21 protein-coding genes are annotated in these 22,994 nt (G+C 47.2%); 4 read left to right on the forward strand and 17 right to left on the reverse strand.

Annotation, left to right across the window (positions count from 1 at the left end; genetic code table 11):
- The first annotated feature begins 12 nt into the window (after window positions 1-12).
- On the forward strand, window positions 13-900 hold the full coding sequence (locus LRL21_RS01835) for an AraC family transcriptional regulator (protein WP_240414044.1): 888 nt from the start codon (window positions 13-15) through the stop codon (window positions 898-900).
- Here LRL21_RS01835 and LRL21_RS01840 read toward each other — a convergent pair.
- Together LRL21_RS01840 and LRL21_RS01845 are read right to left on the reverse strand one after the other, a co-directional pair.
- Window positions 892-2,490, reverse strand: a complete 1,599-nt coding sequence (locus LRL21_RS01840) for a sensor domain-containing diguanylate cyclase (protein WP_240414045.1) — start codon at window positions 2,488-2,490, stop codon at window positions 892-894. The genes LRL21_RS01835 and LRL21_RS01840 overlap by 9 nt on opposite strands.
- A gap of 54 nt (window positions 2,491-2,544) precedes the next feature.
- On the reverse strand, window positions 2,545-3,225 hold the full coding sequence (locus LRL21_RS01845) for a DUF421 domain-containing protein (RefSeq protein ID WP_240414046.1): 681 nt from the start codon (window positions 3,223-3,225) through the stop codon (window positions 2,545-2,547).
- Between the two features lie 214 nt (window positions 3,226-3,439).
- Here LRL21_RS01845 and LRL21_RS01850 point away from each other — a divergent pair, with 214 nt between their 5' ends.
- Complete coding sequence (locus LRL21_RS01850) at window positions 3,440-3,895, forward strand: flavodoxin (protein WP_240414047.1); 456 nt, start codon at window positions 3,440-3,442, stop codon at window positions 3,893-3,895.
- Window positions 3,896-4,065: 170 nt separating this feature from the next.
- Here LRL21_RS01850 and LRL21_RS01855 read toward each other — a convergent pair whose 3' ends face one another.
- The 8 genes from LRL21_RS01855 to LRL21_RS01890 all read right to left on the reverse strand — a co-directional run bounded on the left by LRL21_RS01855 (window position 4,066) and on the right by LRL21_RS01890 (window position 12,344).
- A complete protein-coding gene (locus tag LRL21_RS01855; RefSeq protein WP_240414048.1) occupies window positions 4,066-4,872 on the reverse strand; it encodes a DeoR/GlpR family DNA-binding transcription regulator in 807 nt (268 codons plus the stop codon).
- Window positions 4,869-5,924 (reverse strand): galactitol-1-phosphate 5-dehydrogenase, encoded by a 1,056-nt coding sequence (locus tag LRL21_RS01860; RefSeq protein ID WP_240414049.1) that lies wholly within the window; start codon window positions 5,922-5,924, stop codon window positions 4,869-4,871. Before LRL21_RS01860 ends, LRL21_RS01855 begins: the two co-directional genes overlap by 4 nt.
- 3 nt (window positions 5,925-5,927) lie before the next feature.
- Window positions 5,928-7,520 carry a xylulokinase gene (locus LRL21_RS01865; protein WP_240414050.1) on the reverse strand — a complete coding sequence of 531 codons (1,593 nt, stop codon included), beginning with the start codon at window positions 7,518-7,520 and terminating at the stop codon, window positions 5,928-5,930.
- Window positions 7,521-7,551: 31 nt separating this feature from the next.
- A complete protein-coding gene (locus LRL21_RS01870) occupies window positions 7,552-8,415 on the reverse strand; it encodes a class II fructose-bisphosphate aldolase (RefSeq protein ID WP_240414051.1) in 864 nt (287 codons plus the stop codon).
- A 114-nt stretch (window positions 8,416-8,529) separates the two neighbouring features.
- Window positions 8,530-9,540, reverse strand: coding sequence for a zinc-dependent alcohol dehydrogenase family protein (locus tag LRL21_RS01875; RefSeq protein ID WP_240414052.1), 1,011 nt, complete (start codon window positions 9,538-9,540; stop codon window positions 8,530-8,532).
- A gap of 134 nt (window positions 9,541-9,674) precedes the next feature.
- Complete coding sequence (locus LRL21_RS01880; RefSeq protein WP_240414053.1) at window positions 9,675-10,364, reverse strand: HAD family hydrolase; 690 nt, start codon at window positions 10,362-10,364, stop codon at window positions 9,675-9,677.
- Window positions 10,364-11,338 (reverse strand): aldo/keto reductase, encoded by a 975-nt coding sequence (locus LRL21_RS01885; protein ID WP_240414054.1) that lies wholly within the window; start codon window positions 11,336-11,338, stop codon window positions 10,364-10,366. The genes LRL21_RS01880 and LRL21_RS01885 overlap by 1 nt, the downstream gene beginning before the upstream one ends.
- Before the next feature lie 145 nt (window positions 11,339-11,483).
- A complete protein-coding gene (locus LRL21_RS01890; RefSeq protein WP_240414055.1) occupies window positions 11,484-12,344 on the reverse strand; it encodes an alpha/beta hydrolase family protein in 861 nt (286 codons plus the stop codon).
- A 163-nt stretch (window positions 12,345-12,507) separates the two neighbouring features.
- Here LRL21_RS01890 and LRL21_RS01895 point away from each other — a divergent pair, with 163 nt between their 5' ends.
- On the forward strand, window positions 12,508-12,696 hold the full coding sequence (locus LRL21_RS01895) for a hypothetical protein (RefSeq protein WP_240414056.1): 189 nt from the start codon (window positions 12,508-12,510) through the stop codon (window positions 12,694-12,696).
- Between the two features lie 42 nt (window positions 12,697-12,738).
- Here the strand turns inward: LRL21_RS01895 and LRL21_RS01900 are convergent, their stop codons facing one another.
- From LRL21_RS01900 to LRL21_RS01930, 7 genes are all read right to left on the reverse strand, one after another.
- Window positions 12,739-13,623 (reverse strand): carbohydrate ABC transporter permease, encoded by an 885-nt coding sequence (locus LRL21_RS01900; RefSeq protein WP_240414199.1) that lies wholly within the window; start codon window positions 13,621-13,623, stop codon window positions 12,739-12,741.
- Between the two features lie 41 nt (window positions 13,624-13,664).
- Window positions 13,665-14,555 carry an ABC transporter permease gene (locus LRL21_RS01905; RefSeq protein WP_240414057.1) on the reverse strand — a complete coding sequence of 297 codons (891 nt, stop codon included), beginning with the start codon at window positions 14,553-14,555 and terminating at the stop codon, window positions 13,665-13,667.
- Window positions 14,556-14,811: 256 nt separating this feature from the next.
- Window positions 14,812-16,521, reverse strand: a complete 1,710-nt coding sequence (locus LRL21_RS01910; protein ID WP_240414058.1) for an extracellular solute-binding protein — start codon at window positions 16,519-16,521, stop codon at window positions 14,812-14,814.
- Between the two features lie 162 nt (window positions 16,522-16,683).
- Window positions 16,684-18,138 (reverse strand): response regulator, encoded by a 1,455-nt coding sequence (locus tag LRL21_RS01915; protein WP_240414059.1) that lies wholly within the window; start codon window positions 18,136-18,138, stop codon window positions 16,684-16,686.
- Entirely contained in the window at window positions 18,131-19,867 is a 1,737-nt protein-coding gene (locus LRL21_RS01920; protein ID WP_420832415.1) for a sensor histidine kinase, read from the reverse strand. The genes LRL21_RS01915 and LRL21_RS01920 overlap by 8 nt, the downstream gene beginning before the upstream one ends.
- A gap of 121 nt (window positions 19,868-19,988) precedes the next feature.
- Window positions 19,989-21,020 carry a phosphotransferase gene (locus LRL21_RS01925; protein WP_240414061.1) on the reverse strand — a complete coding sequence of 344 codons (1,032 nt, stop codon included), beginning with the start codon at window positions 21,018-21,020 and terminating at the stop codon, window positions 19,989-19,991.
- Window positions 20,992-21,567: a kinase gene (locus tag LRL21_RS01930; protein WP_240414062.1), complete on the reverse strand. Its 576-nt coding sequence runs from the start codon at window positions 21,565-21,567 to the stop codon at window positions 20,992-20,994. Before LRL21_RS01930 ends, LRL21_RS01925 begins: the two co-directional genes overlap by 29 nt.
- A gap of 179 nt (window positions 21,568-21,746) precedes the next feature.
- On the opposite strand from LRL21_RS01930, the gene LRL21_RS01935 reads away from it, so the two are divergent.
- Entirely contained in the window at window positions 21,747-22,988 is a 1,242-nt protein-coding gene (locus LRL21_RS01935; protein WP_240414063.1) for a glycosyltransferase, read from the forward strand.
- The last annotated feature ends 6 nt before the right edge of the window (window positions 22,989-22,994 follow it).

Below are 22,994 nucleotides of genomic sequence, written 5' to 3' on the forward strand. Positions count from 1 at the left end.
GAGACTTCGGACTTGTCCAATAAATCCAATGAATCGTTTCGGCACAGCTATGGCTTTCGTTTCCGGGAAACGCCAGCTTATGAGATCGCCCAGCTGCACGGGGTCGGATGGGAACGTACAGTCAGCACGGACTACAACTGGGATGGGCTCAATCGCGGCGAAGAAGGGGCTTTTTTATTTCAATATACGTTGTCTGGCTATGGCATGATGCATATAGAGGGGCAATCCTGCCTGCTCACTCCCGAAAAAGCATTTCTGGTATGGATTCCAAGCCAGCATCGTTACTATTTCCCCCCGGAAAGTGATCACTGGGAGTATATGTTTATTATGATGCGGGGTGAGCGGCTTCGTCCCATCCTCGATGAGCTGATTTCCAAGCTCGGACATGTGTCCGACTTTTCCATAGATAGCCCTCCAATCCGGGCATTGAAAATGATATTCGAGAAAGCCCGGCAGCGACAAATTACAGATGGTTACCTAAACGCGCTATTTGCGTATCAATTTATTACTGAGCTTCACCGCAGCACGACCTTTGAGAAATCCATATCCGAGATCCCCGAAGCGATACAAAAAACCGTACATTTCATTGAGCTGCACTACGAGCAGCCCCTCAATCTGGACGAGATGGCCGAAAATGCGGGACTCTCCAAGTACCATTTCCTCAGACAATTCACGCGTTTTATCGGACTGACACCACTGGAGTATTTAAACAAGCTGCGCATCGAAAAGGCGGCCGAGCTGCTGCGAACGACCGAACAAACCCTGGACGAGGTTGCAGGTTCCGTCGGGTTTGCAGGGGGTAATTATTTCTCCAAGGTATTTCGGCATTGGGTAGGCATGTCACCAGGTAAATACCGTAACGAGCATGGCTTGGCTACAGACAATCTGTTTTTAAGATGATAATATTGTCGTCTCAGATGATTTCGTATACACTACCGTTTGATTACGTCCGTTATGCTTGGCTTGGTACAGTGCATCATCGGCATTTTTAAATAATCTTTGTATGCTCAATGTCTCGTTCGGATAGGACGCGATCCCCAAGGATAACGTAATTTTTTGACCTGTCGGACAGATGCTGCCCTCGATACAGGTTCGAATGCGTTCAGCCGTTGCATAAGCCTCTTCTTCCGTAGCATCCGGCAGCAGCATCGTGAATTCCTCACCGCCATACCGGCAGCAATAATCGTGCTCCCGCTTCTCGGACATCATGATCCCTGCTGTAAATTGAAGCACCTGGTCCCCTATCTGATGACCGTAGGTATCGTTCACTAATTTAAAATGATCCAGATCCAGCATGATTATACTGAAGCTTCTCGACTGCGCCTGCCACAACCCAAGAATGGCATCCATAGTCCTTCTATTGGTCAGCCCTGTCAGTGGATCGGTTTGCGCTTCAAAGGAAAGCTCCTCGGTTCTTTTGTTCATGATATGAAACGCCTTGGCAATGGCCGCATACAGTTCATTAGCTTCATAATTCCAGTGATCAATTTGAGGAACTTCCTTGCCCCTGCCATCAACATTATTCAGACCGGAGGCAATAAACGCAAGCCTGCTCAGTGGTTGTGATAATTTATGTGACAGCCACAGCACCAACACCAGCACGATAATTAAAAATGGTAACGAATACAAAGCCATCGATGTTATTAAACGTTTGGTGCTTTGGTCTACATATTGCTTAGGGGTCTGGGCCACAATGCCCCAGCCTGTTTCAGGGACTGTGGAATAACCGGCTAAATAACTCACACCCTTCGTATTGCTTACCTCGTCTTGACCGCTGCCTCCTGCTACTATTTTTTGTACGATAGGATTTGCGAGCACATTTTCCCCAATTCGTTCAGTGTCTGGATGATAGATAAGATTCCCGGCTGCATCGACGACATAATAATACGAGCCGTTAGTGGCAGCCGATTGCTCTCCCAGTATTTTTTTTAGTGAATTAGGCTCTTGCAGGTAAATGGTACCGGAGATAAATCCGTTGTAGCGACCGTTCGCATCAAAAACAGGATGACTGACCAATATGATCAGTCGGTTCGTGACTGCTCTGTAAGGCTCTGACATTAGCGGTTTCTGCAGCTCCAGCGCTTGTCTGGAAGCCTGTGATGTCAGCTTCTGTCCAATAATGTCCGAATTTCTTGGTGATATCGCACGCAACGACCCGGATTTATCTACCAACGCTACAGAATTAAACAAATTATCGGTGCTCATTAAAAAATCCAGCTGCTCTTGGGCTGCCTCATCCGAGCTGTGTTCTTTAGTAAAATATTGTGCGGATGCCATTACGGTTTGTTTCATCGATAAAATAATCGTTTGGGTTGTTCGGCTCAGCTCATCGGACCGAATTCGATTTAATTCCTGCGTCGTGCTGTATAAGGATGTTTTCTCAGCCTGATAGCCTACAAACGAATTAATCAGCAGGGTCATGAGAACGGAAAACAGCACGACACCGGATATGATAAATGAGATTTTAAACCCCTTTTTATTTGACTTCATGCTAGCTCCCCCATGGTCTAAATTCACAACACAAGTATATAATTACATCCGCAGTCACTCCTTTTTCTGAATATACATGCCTTGATGCTCCGACCACTCTACATACAGAACATCCTGTAATCGCCCAGCCCCGTTCTTCCTCAGCTCATCAAGCAGCCACGGTTTCGTGCGGCCGAGTCTTGCTAATCGATCCGTTTGAATCCGTCCATTCTCAACAAGCACCATCGGAAGCATCATGGACTTTTCGGGAAGCTCCTGATCCGTCTTCGTGATGCTGTCCACCTCCGATTTTTTCAAAACCGAGATATTGCCATTCGTTTCAAATACAGCAAAAGCGACCTCGCGCACGGTAAATATATTTTGCTCCCGCAGCAGTGTATGTAATTGGTCAAAATCCAGATTGTTGCGCTTCATCGCCCGAAAATCGATTTTTCCCTGGTTAATAATAATATCGGCGCGGCCATTCAAATATTTGGACAATCCCGGGATAAACTGCACCAGCTTTTCCAGAAACAGCGACATCGCCGCCCACAGCAGCAGCGCATAGAGCAGCTCACTTAGAGTAACGTCCTTGTCATAAAGCGTATTGCCAACAATCTCGCTTAACATCAGAGAGGAGACAAAATCGAAGGCGGTCAGTTGTGAAATTTCTTTCTTGCCGAGCAGTTTTGTAATTAGCCACAGCCCAACCATGGCCGTAACCAGCTTAACCGTTATGTAATAGATATTGTCCATCTGTAAACATCCTCTCTATGCATCTATACACATCTTACACCATCAGCAACACGGACGAAACCACAGGATGAACATAGAGTGGATCAAAAATATTTTATTATTGACAACATAAATGATAATGATTATCATTATTGATTATCTGATAACGTTTATCATTGTTGGTATTCGCTTAACATCAGTACGCAATTACACATAAAGGGAGCTGGGTATGGGAATGAGTAAAATTTTGATGGTCTTCACAAGCCTTACCGGAAATACACGGGATATGGCAGACGCCATTGCCGAGGGTATTAAATCCGAGAATGTAGAGCTGGATATTAAGGAAGTCATGTATGCATCAGGCGATGACCTGTTAAAATATGATGGTATCGCGCTGGGTGCCTACACTTGGGGAGACGGAGATTTGCCGGATGAGTTTCTCGATTTCTTTGATGAAATGTCGGAGGTACAACTGGACGGACAAAAAGCGATTGTGTTTGGCTCCTGCGATTCTTCTTATCCAGTATTCGGCGGGGCGGTCGATCAACTCGTTGACAAGCTAAAGGAAATTGGTGCTGAGGTTGTAGCGGAAGGCTTGAAAATCGAAATGTCCCCCTCACAGAGCGAGCTTAAGCAATGCCAGGAATTCGGTGCCTCATTTGCTAAACGTTTAGTTGGAATCAAGCAGTAATCGACTGAAGCCCCCTGGCCGTTATCGATACTTATACATCGGAACCTTTAATGATCTGCTATGTGTCCTCGTGAACCCGCCTGTCCGCGAAAGTTACCTTTAACAAGATCAGGTCGGCGGGCTCACGGAACTGTCATTGCAAAAGTGTAGCTTACTTGCGCAGGCACACTTTAAGTGACGATAACCGTAATTCCTTTGTCACGCAGCTTATCAATTTCGGAGGCTGGTGTTTTCCCGTCCGTAATAACGGTATGGATCTGCTCCACAATACAAATCCGAAAAAAAGCAACCTGATTGAACTTCGTATGATCGACCGCAACCACTACCTTTTGTGCATTCTCCATGATTTTTTTGACAACTCGGGCTTCTTCAATACTGGGAGTTGTTAAGCCCTGTTCCAGACTGAAGCCATTCACTCCAATAAAGGCCGTCTCGACATAAATGCCCTCCAATGACCTTTCTGCCATTTCTCCAACCAAAGCCAACGTATTCGGTCGAATATTGCCCCCAGTCAAAAATACACTCACCCCTGCCGCATGCATCAGCTCGGTTGCTATATTGACCGCATTCGTGACGATTTTCAATCGTTGACGTTCCATGAGCAGCCGTGCCGTATGGCTTAATGTCGTTCCTGTCATGATCGCTACGGTCATTCCATCTGTAATGAGAGAAGCTGCAGCTTGAGCTATGGCTTGTTTTTCATCAATCCATTGATCCTCCTTCTCGGCAAAAGAAGGCTCGTACAGCAGCCGCTCTAAAAGGATCGCACCGCCATGGCTTCTGGATAACAAGCCGGCGCGCTCCAGCCGCTCCAGATCCTTTCTCACGGTGACCTCCGATACTTTAAGAAGCGCACTTAGCTGGGAGACCTCTGCGCTCCTGTTAGCTTTTAAATAATCCATGATCCGTTGATGCCGCTCCAGGCTTAACAATTTACGTGAATCTGCATGGGAAGCGTTAATAGGGTCCTCACTCACACAGGTTCACTTCCCAGGGTCAGCAGTATTTTTCCTTTAACTGCACCCGGCTGCTTGTACAGCTCAAACGCTTCGTTGATTTGCTCCAGAGGCAATATTTTATCGATCATGTCCAGGAAATTGAACTTTTGCTTACTCAAAAAATGTGCCGTAAGCTCCCACTCGTTCCCGGGAAATGGCGCACTGTAGGACATCCAGGAACCGGTTAAAGTAAATTCCTTGCGGTTCATCAGCTCAAACAGCTTGTAATCGAACGTAAGCTCCTTGGTTGGGGTACCTACGAAGCAGACCTTTGCCTTATTAGCCGCCAGCTCAAAGCTAAGACGCATGGTCACATCCGATCCCGCTGTCTCCATCACGATACCGAAGCCTGTGGCACCTACAATAGAAGCTGCCTGTTCCTTGAAGTTTTCGCTGCGTGTATCGATCACATAATCCGCACCCAGCTTGCGGGCAAGCTCCAGACGATCATGGTTGATATCGAATACCGTAACCGTTCGCGCTCCAAGCACCTTGGCCCACTGCAGTGTTAATAATCCGATCGTGCCTCCGCCCAGAATGGCCACGTCCTCGCCGCCTTGAAAGCTGATATGACGCAGCGCATGAAGGGCAACAGCCGATGGCTCAAAGAAAGCCGCTTCCGCATAGCTGACCGCATCATCAATCCGAACCGCATTGATCTCAGGAATAATGACGTACTCGGCCCAGCTGCCGTTCACTCGTGAACCCACGAAGGAATAATATTGGCATTGGGCAAAGTCCCCTTTGAAGCAATCCACACATTGATGACAAGGAACCAACGGCGCTCCGGCAATCCGATCCCCGACACCAATCCGTGTTACACCTGTGCCGACCCTGGCTACGATCCCGGCGAATTCATGCCCGAGTACAATCGGATAATGATGCGCTTTGGTTCCCAGAACACGGGGCACATCGGAGCCGCAAATCCCTGTGGCCATCACTTTAACCAGAATTTCATGCGCCTGCGGCTCGGGAATCGCTATATCTTCAACACGAATATCATCTTGTCCATATAATACTGCTGCTTTCATGCGTCAAGACCTCGCTTTCATTTGTGGAAACCAATCCTTCAAGCTTGCATAAGCCGATAGGTACAGCTCGTAACCCTTTGTATACAGCTCCGTGTGTGCAGGATCGGGAGCATAAGCTCTTTGGAAACGGACTGTCCTTCGAACCGCCTCGGCAAAGTCCTTATACATGCCTGTTCCAACCCCTGCCAGCATTGCGGCTCCGAGGGTGGTTGCCGTATCGGATGCTGCGATCCGCAAGGTTTTGCCTGTAATATCTGCTTTAATCTGTGACCATAGCTGACTATTCGCCGCACCGCCCATACTATACAGCTCACCAATACCTACGCCGCCATCTTCTGCCGTTACCAAATTGTGCTGCAGCGAATATGCACAGCCCTCCATAATGGCACGAGCCATATGACCACGCGTCGTTGCATAGGAAAGTCCCAGGAAAACACCCTTGGCATCGATATCCCAGATCGGGGAGCGCTCGCCTGCCATATAGGGCAAGAAAATAAGGCCATCACTGCCCTCGCTAATTTGTGCCGCTTCCTCATTGATCTCTCTGAACGGATCGAACACAGACTGGGGTAAAGCGCTGCCATTCTGCTCCGCTTCTGCATCGTCTTGTAGCTTATCTCCCGGATTAGATACCTGAGATACTGCTGTAACGTCCTTCCCAAACAGCTCGCGCTGGAACCAGTTCAGGCTCCCGCCACCGACCGTACCTCCCTGAAGCAGCCATTTACCTGAAACGACATGGAAGCCCAGGATCAGCTTGTCATTCATGATGGGCTGGCTCATCACAATGCTCATGCCACCAGCCTGCCCGCCCTGCTCCTGAGTTTCACCATCATGAATCGCACCAACCCCCAATGTGCCGCAGGCCGCATCCAAGCCTCCAGCAACAACCGGAGTCCCGATGAGCAACCCGCTGCTCGCAGCCGCCTCCTCATGTACCGTCCCGACGATATCACTGCATCCGTACAGCTTGGGCAGCAAATCCGGATCGATTCCCAGTTCACGACACAGCTCTATGTCCCAGGTTCCCGTTTGCATATCAAATGCATGAATACCATAGCCCTGTGAAAGATCGTGCGAAACAATCCCGGTCAGCTGGAACACGATAAAGCTGTTGCACTGCAGCACTTTATGTGTCCTTGCGTACAGCTCAGGCTCATGCTCCTTCATCCAGAGGATTTTGCCAGTCGTATAAGAGGGTGACAGCGGATTGCCGGAAACTGCAAAAATTCGTTCCTCCCCTACGGAACGCTTCATCTGCTCACACTGACTGACTGCACGCCGGTCCATCCAGATCATACTGTTACGCAGTACCTGTCCAGTTACATCCACAGGAATCATCGACCAGCTTTGTCCGTCCACGCCGATACCTTTAACTTCATGCGGCCGGATAGCGGTTTGGGCAAACATTCGCTGCGTCCCGCGGCATACCGCCGCCCACCAATCGAGCGGATTCTGCTCCACACAATCCTTCGCCGGATATAACGTTTCATATTTTTCGGTGCATTGAAAGGCAACCTCGCCATCCGGTGAAAATGCAGCTATTTTACAGCCGGAGGTTCCAATATCGATACCAAGCAGATACTCGTTATGCATAAGGCAGTATCCCTTCCTTCTTTCTATAGCATTAAGCGCGGCCTGCACTGCCGCAAAGGTTGATTTTATCTATTGCCATACGCTTGACTGCTTCCTTGGCAGGTACCATATATTGACGGGGATCCAGCTCCTCCGGATGCTCAGCAAAAAATTGCTGAATGGCCAATGAAAATGCATTTTTCAATTCGGTCGCTACATTCATCTTGGCCATTCCCAATGCTACACATCGTTTGACCTGATCAGCAGGAATACCGGACCCGCCATGCAGAACTAGAGGCACAGCCACTCGACTCGCGATTTGTTCAATACGCTTGAAATCTATATTCGGCTCACCCTTGTAAATACCATGTGCCGTACCGATGGCGGGAGCCAGTGTAGGAACACCGGTCAGCGCCAGGAACTGCTCGCACTCCTCGGGAACGGCCAGCATCGCATCGGCATCACTCACAACAATATCGTCTTCAACACCACCGATTTTGCCCAATTCCGCTTCCACGTTCACACCGCGTCGGCTTGCATAGGCCACGACTTCCTTCGTCCGCTCGACATTGTGCTCGAATTGCAGCTTGGAGGCATCGATCATGACGGAGGTATACCCGGCTTCTATACACTGCTGAATCAGCGCCAAATCCTGACAATGATCAAGATGAAGTGCAATCGGTACCGATGCCCGGCGTGCCGCTACCTGAGCGGCTGCTACAATATAGTCCATCCCCAAATGCTTTACGGTACCGACCGTGGTTTGAATAATAACCGGTGCCCTGCAGCTCTCAGCCGCTTCCACAACAGCCTGCAGCATTTCCAGTGTATGTACGTTAAAGGCGACGATTCCGTATCCTTGTGCTCTTGCTTCGACTAATAGCGGTGTAGATGAAACCAACCCTCGACTCATCATAAAGCCCTCTTTCGATTTAAAGTGTATTTTATTTCGTTTTGTCATTTCGTTTTGTTATTTATAGTTTCGTTTCGCTTCATTCATAAGTTATCATACTTATTTTCGCAGGTAACGTCAATCCCTGTTTGTTGACTCCTGGCTCGTCAGAAATATTTTTCCCTGATTGCCTCCACCACTCTCTGCAGCTCTAACCGCTTCATGTATCGCTGTCAGGTCGTAAAACGACTGTGGTTGCATCAGACTTAATCTCTTATCCTGAATGAGGGATAGCAACTGGTTAAAGGTTTCATGCCAAGCTTGAACAGATACACGCTGATTCCAATGCCGCAAATGAAGCATTTTAATATGGACTTGAGCCTTGTTTGTAATATCCGCCCAATTTACAGATGTTCCTGATAAAAGACCTATGGTTAATAATGAGCCATGAGGACGTACGCAATAAGCTAATTCTGTACCGGATAATCCCCCTACCGAATCAATTGCAGCATCGGCCCCCCGACCATTCGTCAATTCCATCACTGTTGGATGCAGTCGCATTTCAGATGTAGAGATAACATGGGAGGCACCCAATCGAAGTAATTGTTGGGTATAGCTATGATTTCTCGTTACTGCAATCAATCGAAAACCTAAAATTTTAGATAATTGGGCTAAGATGCGCCCCACCGAAGAGCCGCAAGCATTGACCAGTACAACATCGTCTGGCTGCAAATTCAAGATTTCCGTACAGGCAATCCAGGCGGTTATCGGATTTATATATAATTGAGCTGCTATGTAATCTTCTATACCATCAGGTACCGAAACTACCCATTGTGCCGGCACTTTAACAAATTGCTGCCAGGTGCCCTCCCCACGTAAAGGCAGTACACGTTTACCTATCAGCTCCTGAGAAACCGAAGGACCTACATCCTCCACAATGCCGATACCTTCATATCCAGGAATACACGGAAGTGAAATACGATGGGAATAGGCTCCCGTAATCGGGATCAGATCGGATGGATTGATGGGTCGAACCCGCATACGAACAAGAACTTCTCCATGATCAGGTCTCTCCATTTCTTTATTCTCAATCTTTAAAACATGCTGTGGCTCTCCGAACTCATACCATCTAATACATTTGTTTTCCACGATCATAGTCCTCCTGTCCTGTTCAATCATATCACAAACGGACGATCCGCCAATTCAAAAAAGCCCTCTCACCCGCCTCCATTAAAGGAAGACAGCCAAAAGGGCACCTTGTCAGCATCATTTCTTCGATACTACTATACTCTTGCCAAATACTTGATGATCTCCCCTAATCGATCCACTACGATATCCGGTGCGGTATGATCCAACGGAATCGGCTGATGCCGGGCAAGTCCCTGCCGTACCCATATCGCCTGCATGCCCACACGCTTTGCAGGAATGACATCGTTATCGATCCGATCACCAATCATCACTGCATGCTCAGCCTTGCACTGCGCTTCTGTAAGGGCTCGTTCATATAAGCGTACATCCGGCTTCGATAACCCTTCCTCTGCGGAAGAGCAGACAACCGATAGATATTGCAGCATCCCATACTGCTCCAGTCTCGCAGCCGTACCTGCACTCTGATTGGCGATAATCCCAAGCTTGTAATGCCGGCTCAGCTGCTCCAGAATCCCGACAGCATCCGGGAACGGCTCGTCCCAATCCTTGCGATAAGCCATACCCTTGCGTATCTCCAGACGATCCGCCTCGGACGGAACGAGCTGTTCCATGACCTGCCGCATCGGAAACGTACTGAACAACCCATGATAATGTATGAGCGACTGCTCCACGATATGCGGCTCAATCTGATAACCAAGTCTCGCGGCGTTATCGACAAATTGCCTGATGCTCTCACGAATCGGCTTCGATTCGTCCACCAGCGTTTCGCCTACATCAAAGAAAATCCAGCTGATTGCGCGATTGTTCCACTTAGCCGTTTCCATTAATTCAGCTTCGAAATCCGGTCAACCTCGGCCAATTCCTCAGCCGTAAGCGGATCATCGATAAATTGCAACGCATCTTGGATTTGCTCCGGCTTCGATACTCCAAGAATAGCAGAGGAAACATGTCGATTGCTCAGCACCCATGCCAATGCGAATTGCGCCAATGTCCAGCCGCGGTTGGACGCCAGAGGCTTGAGCGATTCGATAATGTGGTAATTGCGTTCCACACCGAGCAGGGTATGTATTCTTCTTTCGCCAGCTGCGGCTCTCGAGCCCTCAGGTGGAGCTTCCCCCTGCTTGTATTTCCCTGACAGCAGTCCACGACCCAAAGGGCTGTACACAATAACACCGACCTGCTCGGAGGCAACGAAAGGAATCAACTCATCCTCAATGCCTCGCGTAATAATGCTGTACTCAGGCTGCACACTTTCAAACCGGTGGAGATGGTTCAGCGCACTGATCCCATGGGCCTTGGCAATTTGCCATGCAGCAAAGTTGGAGCAGCCAATGTATCTTACCTTGCCGGATTTGACCAAATCATCGAGAGCGCTCAGCGTTTCCTCAAGCGGCGTCTCCGGATCAAAGCGATGCACCTGATACAAATCAATATAATCGGTTTGAAGCCGCTTCAGGCTTGCATCCACCGCACGGAATATATGATAGCGGCTTTGTCCTGAATCATTAGGACCTATCCCTACTTTGCCATGTACCTTGGTCGCCAGAATGATCTGATTGCGTCTGCCCTTCAGCACTCTGCCCAGTATATACTCTGACTCTCCGGACTCCAGAGGATTATCGCGATCCATGCCTTTTCCATATACATCAGCTGTATCAATTAATGTAATTCCTGCATCGAGCGCGGCATCCAGAACCTGCTGAGACTGTGCTTCATCAATCCAACGCCCAAACGCCATCGTACCCAGACTCACCTCGGAAACTTTTAAACCGGTTCTTCCTAATTTTCTATGCTTCATGCCTGAACACTTCGCTTTCTATAATAGGATATGAAAAAGAGACACAACATCACATGTTGGCCTCCGGCTGTCCGGTAGAACCTTAATTAAAGTTTATTCATATAGGTTTACTACGATATCATGCTAACAAAGTGTCTTTTCACTGTCAACCTAGAGGCAAAAACTGCAGGGAGGCCTGAATTGCCTGCTCCAGCTGGGTCGTTGTTCCCTTAAATGGATGTACGGCTCCGAAAGTATGGTTTCCATCAGCAATAGTGACTACGGAATGCTTGTCATCCCCCTCACGCATCTGTTTAAAGCCCTCCATGAGACGGGGTGAATCCTGATCTCCCTGAATCTGCAGCACCGGAATGGTAAGTCCCGCCAATTGCTTCACAATATTAAACCGTTCTCTGTTGGCCAACAGGTCTTCATAAAATACAGCCTTGATCGGCATTTCCTGCTTGGTTCGAACGTTGGCCACGTAGGCAATCCCGTATTCCTCCAGCTGCTTTTTGAAAGTATCGTCGAACAGATCCGTGAACCCGATTCCATTCCATGTAATTACCGACTTCACCTGTGGATGCTCCGCGGCAAATATTATAGCGGTTCCTCCGCCTTTACTGTGCCCCCACAAATGAATACTTTCCTTGTCCGCAGCATCCGCAACTGGAAGCTTGTTAGCAAGCAGCGCCTGAAGAATAACCTCCAGATCCTGCTGCTCTCTGGAAAATGTATTCACGGCGAATCGCTCCAGCTCATCAAAATCGGTTTCATTCACCCCGTTGCAGGAAAAATTAAAAGTGATGACATAATAGCCCTGCTCTGCAAAACGTGTTGCGATATAAGGGAAAAATCCCCAGTCCTTAAAGCTTTTAAAACCATGACAGATCAGCAGCACGGGACTTGGGTCTGGTTGATTCGGTACAACCCTGACTTCTCCGCGGATAAACAGCTTCTCTCCAGTTTCCAATTGTCCCGCTTCCAAGGTAAACGCTTCCTGAATCGTAGAAGTAATATCGCTCAATTCATTCACTCCTTTGCCTTTGAATGTCTTCTCCTATCTATTGTACAGCTTTACTCTCTTGTATGCACGATTCAATGAAAACGTTGAAGCCCAGGTGAATAAAATCGTATGAGATGGGTAATATTGTGTACGTCATAAAACCAAACGAGAGAAGGAAGCCGACATGAGCAAAAAAAACATAGAGCAGGATACGCATCCTACGCCCACACCTGACTTTATCATTACACCAGTGGATCAGCAGGATGCTGCCCCGACAGATATGGTGAGCGAGGCTGTCCAAGAAATCATGGACAGGGTTGAGGACACATTCGACGGTAAATCAGCTGATGAGAAGCACCAAAGCAACAAATAGATATCGAACAAAGACACCCTCATCGGTGTCTTTGTTTGTTTCTTATTCTTTAACCGATCCTAACGTTATGCCATGAATGAAAAAGCGCTGCAGCAGTGGATAAACGAGCAGTACAGGGATCATCGCGATAAATATTTTGGCCGCATTCAGAGTCTGATTGGATAGCTCACTCATTCTTTTTAACTGCTCGGTATTCAAGGTTGAAGCATCAATAATGACAACCAGCTGCTGAATGTACGTTTGCAGCGGATAATGATCGGCTCTCGACATCAGCACCAGCCCGTTAAAAAATTCATTCCAATGGTACACGATACTGAACAAAGTAACCGTAGCAAGAACCGGAACCGCAAGGGGAATATACAGCTTGACCAGCATGTACCAAGGACCCGCACCGTCAACGAGCGCCGCTTCCTCCAACTCTTTGGGTAAATTGCGGAAATAATTAACGACCAGAATGACATTAAATACCGGAACGCTGTGTCCAAGCACAAGTCCCCAAATATTATTGATCAGGCCGAGCGCCTTGACCGTTTGATACCATGGAATCAGACCGCCGTTAAACAGCATCGTGAACACCAATATCCACATCAGCACATTTCTGAGCCGAAAATCTTTTGTTGTTTTGGATAATGGATAAGCCATGAGAACCGTTACGACAAAGCTGACAACCGCGCCCAACACCACACGCTGAATCGAAATCCAGAATGAATTAAAAAATTTACTGTCATCCATAATCTCACGATACGAGTTCAAATTAAACCCGATTGGCCACAATCGCACCTGCCCGGCTGCGGCTGCCGAATTCTCACTGAGCGAAACCGCCAGCGTATACCAGATCGGCAATATACACAGGATCGAGATGCTGACCAACAGCACTATCAACACAATATCAAAAACTTTAGACCCCAGTGTCGCTTCCTTAACCATAACCATCCTCCATCCACCTGCTGTTGCAACCCGTTCATCTATTAAAAAATACGATAATTTGCATATTTGGAAGCCATGAAATAAGAGCAAGTGATTAGAATAAAGCTGACAACCGACTTCAAAAGACCCGCTGCTGTCGCCAGTCCATACTGTAAATTCACTAATCCTGTCCGGTAAACCCAGGTATCGATAATATCGCCCGTTGAATATACGAGTGGATTATACAAATTGAAAATTTGATCAAAGCCGGCATTCAAGACATTGCCCAGACTTAATACGGTGAGCAGGATCACTGTTGTCGCTATTCCCGGAACCGTGACATGAAATAGGCGCTGCAAACGGGTTGCGCCATCAATCGCCGCTGCTTCATACAAGGAAGGATTAATTCCGGTTAAAGCTGCCAGAAAAATGATCGTATTAAATCCGAATTCCTTCCAGACATCGCTTCCTACAATAATAATGGGGAACAGGTCAGCCCTCGCAAAAAATAAAATCCGCTCTCCCCCGAGCGCTGACAGCATATCATTAATCGGGCCTTTGTAGGCAAAAATATCAAGGAGTATCCCCGAAAGAATAACCCACGACAGAAAGTGCGGTAAGTAAACGATGGTCTGAATCCATCTTTTCAATATCATAATTCTTAATTCATTGAGCATTAAAGCAAAAACCAACGGCACCACTAGATTGGCGATAATTTTCATGACCGCGATAAAAATCGTGTTCACGAAAATCGTTTTACTATCCCCGAGCGTAAACATATAGGTGAAATTGTCCAGACCCACCCACTCCGAATGCAGCATGCCCAAGCCCGGATTGTAATCCTGAAATGCGATAACGAAGCCGAACATCGGCACAATGCTGAACAGGGTCAGCCAAATAAAACCTGGCAGGAGCATGATATAGTAGTGCTTGGCAAAACCTTTTGTTACCAATGCTTTTCACTCCTTAAGTGAAGTGCGGTGAATAAGGGCGGTTCCGGCTGCCATGTGGTTCTACGATTGCTGTTGTTTGCAGATTTCTTCATTATACAAAACATTTATAGGTTGAAATTTGCAAACAAAGGCACCGCTTCGCTATCTCCGAATCCACATGGCAGCCTCCACCTCTTATTCACCGCACTTCCTAAACTCGCACAATATATAGATGGTTCATGGCTTCGCGCCATTTTCCCATATAACCGCTTATCGATTACTGCTTGGCAGCCTCATCCACCTCGGCAGTGATTTGGTCTCCGCCTTGTTTTTTCCAATCCTGAACGAATTGGTCGAACGTCTCAAGCGGTGCGGCGCCCATAATAATTTTCAGGAACGTCTCCTTTTCCAGCTTGTCGAGCGTTGCCCACTTGCCTTCCATCGTTTTGGTTTGCGAATAAGTGACACTATAGGTTTTCTTGTACGGCTGTTGAAGCGCAGCCACCCCTACGAATGTAGAATACATCCGCTTCCATACACCCAGATCAGCATTCGGATTCCAATACTCGATATCTACCTTATCGTAGGGCTCCAGCTTCACCTTCTTCACGTTCTCGGCATCGGCCTTGAGCAATTTATAACCCGGGATGTCCAGCTCTTCCGGTTTCTTGGTGCCTGCCAGTACTTCCTTGAGCATTTTGTAGGTTACGTCCATTTCGTCCATCGGAGCGAATACGAGTCTTAATGGATAGTTGTTAATAGCGACTTTCAAGTCGAATTTCGACTCATCACGCAGCAGCAGATTGACCATCTTGATCGCAGCCTCCGGATGCTCATAGCCTTTGCGAACGACAACAAATTGGTTCGATGGTGTACCCATATGCGGGGTAAATTCGCCCTTGGCGTCCAGTGGAACTGCATATGCCTGCCAGTTGGCTTTGGGATCGTTCTTGATGGCATCCCCAAGAGGGCCATAGCCACCCCACCACATACCGAACCAAATACCTGACTTTCCTGCCTTGATCAATTCAGCAGCATCCTTACGTACGCTCATCTCTCGATCAATTAAGCCTTTGGCATACAGGTCACGCAGCTTGGCAAGCGCTTCCTTGGTCTCAGGCGTGATCGAGCCGTATACGGACTTGCCGTCAGATCCCTTGATCCAGAATCCAGGGTAAGCATGATACGCCGAGAAGATCGGGTCAAAGCCATAATTATTGTTATTCGGTACAATGAAGGTCGCATTCGTAAAGCCACCGGATTGGGGTCCGGTGATCCCTATCGTATCGGCCTTGCCGTTGCCGTCAGGGTCCTGCTCGACAAACGCTTTGGCCACCTTTTCCAGCTCATCGATCGTCTTGGGAACCTGCAAGCCGAGCTTATCCAGCCAATCCTTTCGAATCCACATCATATGAACCATGTCGGACTCGGTCGTGACATTGGGCAGCGCCATCAGCTTTCCGTTGAACGTTACATTTTTAGTGGCCAAGCCCTTGGTCGTTTCAATAATGCTTTTAATCGCAGGTGAAGCAAATTTATTGTAAACTTCAGTTAAATCGGCGAGCTGTCCTGCCTTGACCATCTGTCTAAGCTGTGTATCGTTGACAATCATCGTATCCGGCAGGTCGTTACTGGCTATGGATAGATTGACCTTTTGGTCGTAATCTTTACCTTGAGCTGCCTGCCAAATCATTTTGGATTCAATATTCAGCTGCTCCTTGACATATTTGGTATACTGGTTGCTTTCCGGCGTATCTCCTGGTGGCAGTGACTTATCAGAGGGATCGATGCTTTTTCCAATGTTGATCGTGATCGGTTTGTCATATTTGCCGAATGGATCTGCAGCTACAGCTGCTACTGCACCTGCGTTCGGTGTACTCGCTGCGGCTTTGGTTTCCTCCTTGGTCGAATTCGTATTGCTGCATGCGGTTATCACAACTAACATAGCTGCGATTGAAATCTGGATGGATTTTTGGGTCTTACGCATGTTAACGCCCCCTTCTTTCCTGTACGAATGATCTTGCTGTATAAAAGTAACATATATAAACCGCTTCCCCGGATAGAAAGCGGTTACGGGTTCAGGTAGGTATATGCTCGACAATTTATCTTCTTCCAAACAAGTCCTCTCGTTGTACCGACCTCCTTCTACCTATTTATCGGACATTTCCCTACCCTCGCGCATCGTTAGCCTAAATTCACTTGGCAATATGCCGATTTGCTCGCGAAAAGAGCGACTGAAGTATTTCTCGTCCATATATCCAGTATGTTCTGCAATCCAGGCAATCGTCTTATTCGTGTACAGCAAGTATTCCTTGGCCTTCTCCACGCGCAGCTGACGCAAATAATCATTAAATGTTTTGCCTGCGATTTCCTTAAAGCATTGGCTAAAATAACTGCGGCTCATATTGACTCTCCTGGAAATGTCAGCTGCGGTAACCTGCTGGTGCAGTTCTTGATGCAGCATCTGAATCGCCTTCATTACACATTCGATCACCTCGGGGGAAAATGCCGGCTTCGCAAGCGCTTTGCGAACCAAATCACGCACCTGTATGAGCCATTTTTCAACCTCATGCCAGCTGTCCAAGGCAGGATTAAGCTCTAATTTCACCAGGCCAAGTGGCACGAATAACCGGTTCCACTCGTCTGTCAGCCCATACAAAAGCCCGATTAGCTTCACCTGCGACAGCCGCAGCAGCTTAAGCTCATATACAAGCCTGCTGAACACCAGATCGTTATGAATCCATTCATGGGAAGACCACTGAATCTTTAATACATTAGAGTTATCTTCAGAAGAGTTCCGTTGGTGGACTGTGGAATTGTTCAGCGTCAAGTAGACAATTGCTGGTTGATCAGGATCATAATCATAAAAAAATTCCTTCTCCCTGTACTCCCTTAACCATCGATGCACCTCCTGCTGCTTGTGACCCTTTAAACCATCCAAGCCGAACAGCATCCAGCCAGACTGGCCAGCCAGACTCCCGATTAGCTGCTCCATGCGTAGCTGCGTAATCGAATCTTCCGGTTGTACTGGATTCGACAGCCATAGATTGGGCTCGACCTCAATCCATTGAAGTTCATGAGAACCCAAACCTTCCTGTTCACTCCAAGGCCTCATCCCTTTAAAGCTTAATTCCTTGTTCAAGGCGATCCATACATAGGCACGATCTGAGCTGAAGCCAGCCTCATCCTGAATTACTGGCTTGTTCCCTTCCGCCGATAATCCCGCCTGCATCATCCGCTTGTGAATTCTCCCCAGAACTTCTTCAAAGCGTTCCTTTTCCAGCTGTACCTTGGCAATATAGTCAATAGCACCGAGACGCAGTGCCTCCTGCACATATTCAAAATCCTGATGAAGCGTTAGCACAACAATGTGAATGTGCGGCAGCTGCTGACGAACCAACCTCATAAGCTCAATTCCTGACATAACCGGCATCGCCAGGTCAGTTAGCAGCAGATCAACAACGTTGGTATGCAAAAATTCAAGCGCACGCTCCCCATTATTGGCCTCACCCACAACCTGCATATCAAATTCGTGCCAAGGCATTGCCGATATTAAGCCTTTACGAACTAATTTATCGTCATCCACTACGAGAACTCTAATCATGGATACTTACCTCCTGAACAGGCAGACTTAAAAAAATTGTCGTTCCTTCCCCAATCACACTGTCAATTCTAAGCTCCGCCCGCTTACCATACTGGGACTCGATCACACGCCTTACATAATTCATACCAATCCCCATGCCAACCTTTCGCGTTTCCACTTCCTGATTGTTCATTAAATGACGAATCGTTTCCTCCGACATGCCGGAGCCGTTATCGTGAATCGAAATCTCAATACATTCATTTAATCGGACATTAACCTGTATGTATCCATCGTCGTTCAATCCATGATAAAGTGCGTTCTCAACAAGCGGCTGCAAAATAAATCGAGGAATCGGCATTTTCAGTACACTCTCATCCACATGAAGCTGAACATCAAATTTAAAATCGTATCGTATTTGCTGCAAGATCAAATACTGCTGCAGTGCGTCAATTTCCTCCTGCATCGTTGCTGCCTCACCCAGCTTGCCCAGGTTATAAAACAACAGCTTGTTCAAGGAGGAGACCAGACGGTCAATTTCGCTTTGACCATTCATGACAGCCAACCAATGCACCGTATCCAATGTGTTCATCAAAAAATGCGGATTAATCTGATACAGCAGCTTTTCCACCTCCAGATCAACCCTCCGCTTTTCCTTCTGCTCTACCTCACTGAACAGCTCCCAGATTTGCCGCTTCATCTGGCGAAATTGATTGAGTAAGTAATCAAATTCAGGAATTTGGGTCGAGGCGGGTTCATACTGCCTCTGGTTTTGCGCCAGCAGCTTGATTTCTTTATTAAAATGATTTAGAGGGCGATAGACCATTCTCCATAAAATCCAACCAAGCAGCAGGCTTACGCCTATAAACAGCAAGGTAATCAGAAATATTTGCACAAACCAACGGTTCATTTCTTTGTTATAATCAGCTTTCGGAATCAGCGAGATTACGCTCCAACCCTGATTGCTTGTCTCCACGAAACCATAATAGCCATTGTACTCACCCAATTTGCGACCGTCGGTAATGACCGGAAAATAAGAATCACGAGGAAATATATCGGCCACCTCACTGTAAGCGACTCTGCTGTTATTGTCCACAATCAGATGGGACGGCCTGCCTCCCAAAGGATCATTATTCAAAATTGCCTGTGTCAGCCGAAACCCGCTTTCAATATACACATAGACATCATCACGATCCGGGAGGTCCACCTTTCTCAGCGCCGACAATACGTATTGGTTGTCAAAGCGATTGTTGCTAATATGCGGTCCATAGTAGGAAATCCCAAAATATTCAGCAAGCAGTGGCAGTGAGTTCAAGGAAAAGTTCTCTTTAACCCCCAGGTTCTCAAAATTGTACGTGTCGTCCTGTTTGAAATAATACAACGTGAGCCCGACCGACGGATTGGTGAACGAAATCAGACTTAGCTCTTGTTTGATTTCATCGGTCATTTGTGCCCTTTCGTAGGGCTGGCTGGCCGAGAGCAGCTGATCCAGCTTCTTGCCTACGGCCCCCTGAAAAGCTAGCTGCTGGGAAACATGATTCAGGTTGGTGATCGTATTTTCCAGTGAGAGCTCAACCTGCTTCAGATTGCTCTGGATACCGGTTTGAATTTTATTGGTGAGCAGCGAGTAGATCGTATAATAAGAAATAAGTCCGATACTGATAAATGGAATCAGGGCCGTGAATGAAAAAATGATCATAATTCTACGTTTCAAGGTTAAGTAATCATATAAAAAAGAACGCCAACGCTTCATTGTCAACATACGATTGTGCACATCCTCTTATCCATGTATACGTATAGAATGGCACTTTTGGTAAAATTACGCAATAGAAAGAAACGGCCGCCTCCAGGGCGACCGCGATCCATTCAGAAGCTTATGATGGAGCAACCTTTTCAATTGACCCTCCCTCTGTCCTACAAGACGAAGTTGGCTGTGATGCCGCTTTTGTTATTTCCTCAAGCCGAATGGCGCCCTCAGAGGATAACCATTGAATCAGGGGCTCCTGCTTTGGATAGTGCTTTTGCCACTTCACCGAAGGATTGGAAGCATAAGCTGATTGAAACAGAAAAAACATAGCGATTCTAGCTACAGCGACTGGGAGTATATGCTTCTCTTCATCCGTCAGTGGTCCATATCCCTCTATAAAAGTTCTGTCAAAGCTGTAGGCATACTCCGGCAGCAGCACATAGATAACCCATAACGCGTAGGCGACATCGTGAATCCTTGTTCCTTGCTGCATAAAATCAAAGTCCATCACACAGCTGACTTCATCCCCCACATAACCCAGATTCCAAAAGTGCCAATCCCCATGAAGAATCGTTTTCGGAAGTGAAGCTTGGGCCCGCCCCCATTTGGTCGACAAGTCTTCAAGGATGAGCTCCATACTGGAAAGCTCGGCTTGTGGAACCATATCAAGACTTTTTAGACGTTCGTTGGCTTGCTTGTAATAAACAGAGCTTCGATAGAAGGACCAGCCCGGTTTAGGGCCCGGATGTACATGCTCCAGCGCCTGATGGTAAGCCCTTAAGCTCCGCGCGCTGGCATATACCTGTCGTTCCCGACATTGGAAAGGCTCAGTAGTCACAAAGGCCGACACCTGCAGCAATTTATCCTTACATCTTATAAAAGAGTCCCCATTCTTCGCCAAAAGAGGTGCCAATACCGGCAGCCCCTTCGCACTCAGCTCCGAAAGCATCTTTCCCACATATCGCAGATGCTTGATCGTATTATTTTCGTTCAATATGCGAACAACAAATTCACCTTCACTTGTCTCCATTTTTACATTTGTATTAAAGGCTCCACCCAGCTCGCCAAGAACCTTATGAAAACTGCCTAATTGAAATTGCTCGCATATGAGGTGCGGCTTAAAATAATCCTCATTCATCGAAAACTTGGAGTTTCCCATACCGTTCGCTCCTTGCCATCAAGTAACTCCCCCACAACTGATACAACTCAGGGTCCAATACTTTAACATGCGCGAGAAAAGAATTTAAGACGTTAAGTTTGGACAACCCTTTGAACATTACCAACGGAATGCGGTATTGCTTTGTATAGCTGTTGACCAGATCGATCACTTTGCCAGTTGGCTGGTCCTCATCGATAAAAATATGAAATACCGCGGCATCAATTCGCGTAAACCCAAGCCTTGTCATTTCATGAATGATGAATAAAATATGCTCCGTATCACTTCGAGTCATCGCGCCCTTTTTTTTCAAATAACGATCCAGCGACGTTCCCTGTACAAGCTCCATAATCAAGTAATTCGGTCCTGCTTCATACAGCTTAGGAATGACTGGAGAGCCCGCTGCACGGCAATAGGACATATATTCCATTTGAGCATGCTGCTCATCGCTATATATTTTGACACACCGATCGGAAGCTAGCTTGTAGACCCTTCCCTGCTTTCCTTTCCCGATCAGCGCTGCCCCTTTAAGCAATTTTTGGATATCCAAGCGGTTCACTCCTTTGGTTATGAATCGTATACTAATATATTCAGCTTGTGCTAATAAAACTTAGGACAATGCTCCGTATCCCACGTATTTGAGCAAAATCCACGAATGTACATATCAACGAATCGCTAGATGACATATGCTTAGAAATAGATACAAGTAACTTGTTTGGGAGGTGAATCATGCAAGCTAACAAGCGAGGAGTGTCTGAGAATAGCACGTTGAGCCCTGACCCTACGGAATCCGCTCCTTCCCCAAGCCTCGCTCCCCCTCTGCGGATTCTGATGGTTATTGATCAATTCAATATTGGCGGAACGGAAACTTACACGCTCTCCTTAACCCGCGAGCTTTTAAAACAAGGGGCCGCTGTCATCGTGGCTGGTAAAAAAGGAAAGCTGCTGGACCACTTTCTCGGACTGGGATGCTCTTATTATGAAATCGACTTTGTTTTGGACACCTATGAGCCTGATTCGCAAAACAGGGAACTGTATATAGAATTCATACAATCGATCATAGCTTCGGAACGAATTGATCTGGTTCATGGCCACCAAATACCCTCAGGAAGAATTGCTATCACCGCTGCGGATCGGATGGACATTCCTTTTGTGTTCACCGTACATGGCAACTATTATGACCCGGAATTCCTCCAATTGCTGCAAAATTCCACGACTGTTACTTGTGTTAGTCCTTCTATACAACGTTCACTGGCAGCGAAAGGTTTTGAGTCCATCCTGGTTCCCAATGGACTCGATGTTATGGAATATCAGCCTTATGCCCCCTTCTATCGAAGGTATCTGCGTCAAAAGCTGGCTATTCCCCAGCATGCAAATGTAATCCTGTACGCAGGCCGCCTGTCGTGGGAGAAAGCGGATATCGGTGAGTACATGATTCATGTTACCACGGCCTTAAGATACACGGATGATCCGAATTTGCATCTGATTATTGCTGGCGGAGGCAATAAGCAAGAGAGCATCATCAAACTGGTCAATAACCATCGCAAGGCGACAAATCATCCCTATCTTCATTACGTTGGCGAGGTTACCGACATGTGTGCTTATTACTGTATCAGCGATTATGTTATCGGTACGGGACGAATAGCCCTTGAAGCTATGGCTTGTGAACGGCCCTTGTTAGCGGCAGGCACACTCGGGTTATTGGGATTGGTGAAGCCGGTTCTATACGAGAAAGCATGGGATTCATGGTTTGGCGACCATGCTTGCCCACAATTATTATCCGGTGCCCTGCTGGCCAATCAAATAAAGAGTATGCTGCTTCTGGAACAACAGCAAAAATCGGATATTGCCAAAGCCGGAAGAAAATTCGTGATGGATCGATTTCATATTTCACAAACGACTGAAAAGCAGCTGAGCTTATACGATCAGGCCATCCAGTTGAAATCTGCACGGAACATTAATTTTTTATGAAGGAGT

Source organism: Paenibacillus periandrae (assembly GCF_022458865.1).
In the GTDB taxonomy this organism is placed as follows: domain Bacteria; phylum Bacillota; class Bacilli; order Paenibacillales; family NBRC-103111; genus Paenibacillus_S; species Paenibacillus_S periandrae.